The organism is uncultured Campylobacter sp. (assembly GCF_938040115.1).
Classification (GTDB): domain Bacteria; phylum Campylobacterota; class Campylobacteria; order Campylobacterales; family Campylobacteraceae; genus Campylobacter_A.
This window is the reverse complement of record NZ_CALHXD010000020.1, coordinates 1-6,096: the sequence shown is the minus strand read 5'-3', so window position 1 is coordinate 6,096 and position 6,096 is coordinate 1. Positions and strand designations below refer to the sequence as shown.

The window sequence follows — 6,096 nt, the reverse complement described above, 5'->3', positions numbered from 1 at the left end:
GTCCAAATTTGATTAAATTTAACCCCGTTTAGCTCGGCGTTTTTCTGCGAGCTTTGCACGGCCTGCTCATCCGTATCGCAGGCATCCGTGACGCAGCCTAGTTTTGCTAGAGCGATACTTAGTATCCCGCTTCCGCAGCCCACGTCAAGCGCGCTCATGCCGTTTGCGGCGTATTTTTGCAGATACTCTATGCAAGCGCTCGTACTCTCGTGGTGACCCGAGCCAAAGGCAAGCGCGGGATCGATGATGATGTTTTCAAACCCGTCTTTAGACTCTTCCCAGCTTGGGTGGATGTAAATTTTGCCGATCTCTATCGGTCTTACGTTTTTTTTGTATTCGTTTAGCCAGTCTTTATTTTCTTTTTGACTTTTTGTTATCTTAAATTCGATCTCGCGGCCAAGCGCATTTTGCAGAGATTTTGCGTATTCTCGTAGGCCAAATTCCACTTCGTCTAGCTCGTCTTCGTCCCGCACGATAAACCCGCCGGCAGTCTCCTGCGTACAAGTAACGCCCAAAGAAAAAACAAGATCTTCGAAAAGCTCGCGAAGCTCCTGCGAGCAAAGAACTTCAAGCTCGTAAAATTTATCTTTCAAAATTTACGCTCTTTTAGCCCAAAACGTCTTCAAGTTTTTCTTTTAAAACTTGCGGCGTAAACGGCTTTACGATGTAGTTATTGACGCCTGCTTTTAGCGCGGTTATGACTTCGGCCTTACCGCCCTCGGTCGTTACCATGATGATAGGCATATCGACGTATTTTTGCTCGGCGCGGACTTTTTTTACTAGCTCAAGGCCGTTCATTTCAGGCATGTTCCAGTCGGTGATAAGCACGTTTATATCGCTGTGCTGACCCAAAATTTGCCACGCTTCGACTCCGTGCTCGGCCTCTAAAATTTCCTGATGTCCGAGCCTTTGCAGGGTGTTTTTTATGATTCTTCTCATAGTAGAGCTGTCGTCGACTACTAGTATTTTCACAATCGTATCCTTTTTTAAAAAATATCCAATTCTAGCAAATTTTATATTTAAATTTACTTTAAAATTTTAGCGACCCAGTTTAAAGGCCTCTTTTAGATCAAGCGTCCCCTCGTAGTACGCCTTGCCTACGATAGCTCCGTAGACGTCTCCCGCGTGCTTTAGCGCCTGGATATCCGAGATATCTTTTACGCCGCCGCTTGCGATCGTATTTATGCCGCTAGCTTTTGCGATTTGCGATGTAAATTCCACGTTCACGCCGCTAAGAGTCCCGTCTTTTGAGATGTCGGTACAGATTATCGCTTCGACTCCGGCTCCGGCAAATTTATACGCTAGCTCAGTCGCCCTCATCTGCGACACCTCCGCCCAGCCTTGCACGGCAACAAAGCCCTCTTTTGCGTCTATGCCGACGGCGACGCGGTATTTTTGCGCCATTTCTTTAGTAAAATTCGGATCCTTTAGCGCTACCGAGCCCAAGATAACGCGCGTTATGCCGCTATCAAGGTAGCTTTTTATTCGCGCTTCGTCGCGTATCCCGCCGCCGATTTGGATTTGTAAATTTGCGGCTTTTGCGATCTTTTCTACGGTTTTTAGATTTACCGCTTCGCCCGCAAACGCCCCATCAAGATCGACGACGTGAAGCCACTTTGCGCCCATATCTTCAAATCTTTTGGCTAGCTCCCACGGCGCGTCCGAGTAGATTTTCGCGCTACTCATTTCGCCTTTAAAAAGCCGAACCGCCTTACCCTCTTTTAAATCTATCGCAGGGAAAATTTCCATCACATCTCTCCGAAATTTCGTAAAATTTTTAGTCCCGTCTCATGGCTCTTTTCGGGGTGCGGCTGAAAACCGAAAATGTTATCTTTGCACACCGCGCTTACGAATTTATAGCCGTACTCGGTAAAGCCAAGCGCCGCGTCATCATCGCAAACTACGTGATAAGAGTGCACGAAGTATAAATACTCGCTAGCCGCTAGATCCTTATTTATCGGTGTTTGCTTGGTAAAATTTATCGTATTCCACCCGGTGTGCGGCACCTTTAGCGGAGCGTCAAATTTGGACGGGTCAAATTTAACCACTCGCCCTTTTACGAGCCCGAGCCCCTCGTTTACGCCAAACTCCTCGCTTTGCTCAAAAAGCAGCTGCATACCCAGGCAAATGCCCAAAAACGGCTTTCCGCCGGCTACGGCCTCTTTTATCGCGGGGATAAAATTTCTATCTTTTAGCTTATCCATCGCTTCGCCAAAAGCTCCGACGCCAGGCAAAATAATCTTGTCAAATTTACCCAGTTCCTCGCCGCGACCGACGAGTTTCGCCTTTAAATTTAAACTCTCAAACGCGTTTAAAACGCTTCTTAAATTTCCCGCGCCGTAGTCGATGATGCCGATCAATGCGAGCTCCTTTGCTTGGTAGCAAAAAGATAGATGCTAAGCGCGATCATCAATATCGCAACGCCGCCGATGAGATAGATCGCGTTTATGATGTGATCGGGCGCCGTGATGGCAAATTTAAACACGAGCATCAGCGCCTCGATAGCAAGCGCGATGATGATCGACCCGATAAATCTAATCATCGTTTTGTTTTCCATATCTTCATTGCGCTTGCTTTTACCCAGCACCTCTTCTTCAAATATCGCTTTAACCAGATCAAAGATCGCAAGCGCCAGCGTCAGCACGATCGTGTGCTCAAACATCTTTTCTACTTCGATATTTAAAAGATCATTAGCCAAAAGCCCCTTGAGCGCGTCGGCGAACAAAAACAAGGCTATGGTAAAAAGCGCGACCGAAAACGCGGCGTAAACGACCTTAAGAAATTTGCCAAAGTAGCTCTCTAGCTTGCCATGAGAGACGATGGTTAGGATATTTTCTAACGAAACGTCGATACACGCGACGAATTTTAGCTCTCCCTTATCATCATATATCGGAGTGGACGCCGTCACGCACAGTTCGCCCGTGAGCGAGGACGGATACGGGTCGCTTAGCACGCAGCGCTTCTCGCGCACCGCGGTGTAATAATAAGACTTATTGCTACAGTTTTCGCCGCCGCCGGCTTTGTATTTTTCGTTTAGGCTCACGGCGTCGCCTATTTGCACGCCGTTTGCGTCAAGTACGTAAAACGCGTCAAAACCCTCTATCTCGTGAGCCATTTTATCAAAGCCGCTTTTTATCGACTCGGCGTTTACCCCCGGCAGCCTGTTTGGCAAATTTTTACTAAAAAGATAGCATATATAGGCTCTAGCCTTATATCTTAACTCCGAAAACCTCTGTATATCTTGTAGCGTCAAATTTATTCCTTATTTAGCGCGTGATTAAACTCCGGCACGATCTCTTTGAGCGCCGCCGCGACATCGTCCGCGTGCGTTAAATTTTCGATTTGCTCGTTTAGTTTAGCCACGTCGTATTCGCCCGAGTGCGTCACGAAAATAGACTGAAACTCGGTTTTTACGTCGTCTTTATTGATTAAAAGCTCCTCGTAAAGCTTCTCTCCCGGGCGGAGGCCGACGAATTCGACGCCTAGGTGCTCTTTGTTTGATAAAATCAGCATCTTTTTAGCTAGATCGGCGATCTTTATCGGCTCGCCCATATCAAGCACGAAAAGCTCGCCGCCCTTTGCGATCGAGGCGGCCTGAAGCACGAGCTGACAGGCCTCGGAAACCAGCATAAAGTACCTCGTGATATCAGGATGCGTGACGGTTAGCGGTTTATTATTTTCGATTTGCTCTTTAAATTTCGGTATTACGCTGCCGCTTGAGCCTAGAACGTTACCGAAGCGCACCGCGACGATCTCGGTTTTAGCCGGCAAATTTGAGTTTAGCGCGTAAAGCTCGCACACGCGTTTAGTCGCGCCCATGATGTTTGTCGGGCGCACAGCTTTATCGGACGAGATCATCACGACCTTGCTAACGCCGTATTCTATGGATAAATCGATCAAAATTTTAGTGCCGATTATGTTATTTACGACAGCAGCTTTCGGGTTTGCTTCGCAAAGCGGCACATGCTTATAAGCTGCAGCGTGGATCGCGATCTGCGGTTTAAACTCCTCAAAAACCGCGCGCAGATCGGCCTCGTTTACGATATTTATCATCTTACTCACGGTTTTGTCGCTGTGAGTTATCTCGCCGATTTTATAGAGATTAAACTCGCTGTGATCGATCATGATTAGCTTGCTTACGCCAAATTTGAGGCACTGCTTGCAAATTTCGCTACCGATACTGCCTCCCGCTCCCGTAACCAAAACGACCTTACCGCCTAAAAACTTCTCCACCGCGCTGCTGTCTAGGTCTTTTGGCTTTCTAGCTAGCAGATCCTCGATCGAGATATCCTTGATGGCGTCCTTACCGGTACCAAACATAGAAAAAATCTTGATATCGCGGATACCGTAAGCCGTAAGCTCGTCAAAAAGCTCCGCTAGCTCGTCTTGACCTAGCGCAAGCGCGATAATGGCGGTTTTTACGTTGTATTCTTTGATCAAATTTGCGATTTCGCTCTTTGGCTGCACCAAAAATCCGTCGCAATAAGTGCCGACTAGATCGCTCCTGCCGTCTACCACGCCCACGGCATATAGATCGATATAGCCCTGCCTAAGCCCCTTTAAAACATGAAGCGCCTTTGACGTAGCGCCGATAACGACGCATGGCTCGCCCGTGTGCGGCTTTTTAGAAAAGTCTAAAAACATACGCTTGGCGATCCTTAAATTTCCGATTAGCAAGCACGAGATGATAAAGTCTATAAAAACCACGCTTCGAGGAAACGGGTTAAAAACTGCGGGCATCGCAAAATAAACGATCCAAAAGCAAACTATCGCGCAAAGATGAACGAGGAAAATTTTCCTCGCTTCGTTTAGTCCGAAAAATCTCCACGGCACCTTGTAAATTTTAAAAAGCCACATGAAAAATAGCTTTAAAACCACCATCGTAGCGCAGCCCGCGACCAGTCCGCCTCTAAAATAATCAGGCAGCACGCCGCTAAATCTAAGCAGATACGCCAGATAAAACGACGCGACAAATATCACGATGTCAAAGGTTAGAAAAAACGCAAGCCGCTTTAGCTTCGTCGCTTTAAACATTTATAAATTTTCCTTTACGATTTTTACCACTCGCGCAAACTCCTCGTCCCCCATCGCAGTGCCGCTAGGCAGGCAGATACCGCGCGCAAACATCTCCTCGCTAGTGCCGTCCGTGAACGCTAGCGCCCCTTCAAACACCGGCTGCATATGCATCGGCTTCCAAAGCGGACGGCTTTCTATGTTTTCTTTAGCGAGTGCGTCTATTACGCGCAAATGCGCGCCTTTTTCTTTAAAGAGCGCGGTCGTTAGCCAGCGGTTGCCGCGAGAATTTGCGATCTCGGGCATAAACTCAAGCTCAGGAAGCTCTTTTTGATATTTTTCAAAAATTTCTCGTTTTTTTATCACGCGCTGCTCTAGCACCTCCATCTGTGCCGTTCCGATCGCGCCAAGGACGTTGCTTAGGCGGTAGTTGTAGCCGTAGTCTTTATGCTCGTAGTGCAAAAAGGGCTCCCTAGCTTGCGTGCTGTAAAACCTCGCCTTTTCCACGAGCTCTTTCTCGCCCACTAGCATGCCGCCGCCGCTTGTGGTAATGATTTTGTTGCCGTTAAAGCTATATGCGCCCAGTCGTCCGAACGTGCCTAGTGCCTTGCCGTTATAAAAGCCACCCAGCGCCTCGGCCGCGTCTTCGACCACGGCGATATTTTCCTGCTCGCAGATCTCGCAGATCTCTTTCATCTTTGCCGCCTGACCGTAAAGGTGCGTTACGACGAGCGCTTTTGGCTTTTTAGGCGAGTTTGCGATCGCCTTTTTTAGTAGCTCGGGGCTTAGATTCCAGCTTTCGTCGCTATCGACAAAAACAGGCGTAGCACCTTGATAAAGTATCGGGCTAACGGACGCCATAAAGGTAAACGTAGAGGCTAGCACCACGTCCCCCGCGCCGATACCAAGCACTCTTAGCGCCAAGTGGATCGCCGACGTGCCGGAATTTAGCGCCAGCGCATCCTGCGCGCCCGCATAGTTTGCCACGCTTGCTTCAAATTTATTCACGTATTCGCCAAGCGGCGCGATATAGTTGCTCTTAAAAACCTCGTTTATGTACTCTTGCTCTTTGCCGCTCATGTG

Annotated in this window: 7 protein-coding genes; all 7 read right to left on the bottom strand. The window is 48.1% G+C overall.

Annotation, left to right across the window (positions count from 1 at the left end; all coding sequences use genetic code 11):
• Positions 1–593: 50S ribosomal protein L11 methyltransferase (locus Q0314_RS00950; RefSeq protein WP_298055488.1), on the bottom strand; the 593-nt coding region annotated here is incomplete at its 3' end.
• A 13-nt stretch (positions 594–606) separates the two neighbouring features.
• Entirely contained in the window at positions 607–972 is a 366-nt protein-coding gene (locus Q0314_RS00945; protein WP_039888294.1) for a chemotaxis response regulator CheY, read from the bottom strand.
• Between the two features lie 66 nt (positions 973–1,038).
• Positions 1,039–1,749, bottom strand: coding sequence for a 1-(5-phosphoribosyl)-5-[(5-phosphoribosylamino)methylideneamino]imidazole-4-carboxamide isomerase (hisA, locus tag Q0314_RS00940; RefSeq protein ID WP_298055491.1), 711 nt, complete (start codon positions 1,747–1,749; stop codon positions 1,039–1,041).
• Positions 1,749–2,360 (bottom strand): imidazole glycerol phosphate synthase subunit HisH, encoded by a 612-nt coding sequence (hisH, locus tag Q0314_RS00935; protein ID WP_298055479.1) that lies wholly within the window; start codon positions 2,358–2,360, stop codon positions 1,749–1,751. The genes hisA and hisH overlap by 1 nt, the downstream gene beginning before the upstream one ends.
• Positions 2,357–3,253, bottom strand: a complete 897-nt coding sequence (locus tag Q0314_RS00930) for a PDC sensor domain-containing protein (protein WP_298055476.1) — start codon at positions 3,251–3,253, stop codon at positions 2,357–2,359. The genes hisH and Q0314_RS00930 overlap by 4 nt, the downstream gene beginning before the upstream one ends.
• Before the next feature lie 2 nt (positions 3,254–3,255).
• Positions 3,256–5,034, bottom strand: a complete 1,779-nt coding sequence (pglF, locus tag Q0314_RS00925; RefSeq protein WP_298055473.1) for a UDP-N-acetylglucosamine 4,6-dehydratase (configuration-retaining) — start codon at positions 5,032–5,034, stop codon at positions 3,256–3,258.
• On the bottom strand, positions 5,035–6,096 hold a 1,062-nt coding region (gene pglE / locus Q0314_RS00920; protein WP_298055470.1), incomplete at its 5' end, for a UDP-N-acetylbacillosamine transaminase.

Bases quoted from the DNA above. Each gene is read 5' to 3' on its own strand.
- hisA (WP_298055491.1), bottom strand. From the start codon at position 1,749: ATGGAAATTTTCCCTGCGATAGATTTAAAAGAGGGTAAGGCGGTTCGG.
- pglF (WP_298055473.1), bottom strand. From the start codon at position 5,034: ATGTTTAAAGCGACGAAGCTAAAGCGGCTTGCGTTTTTTCTAACCTTT.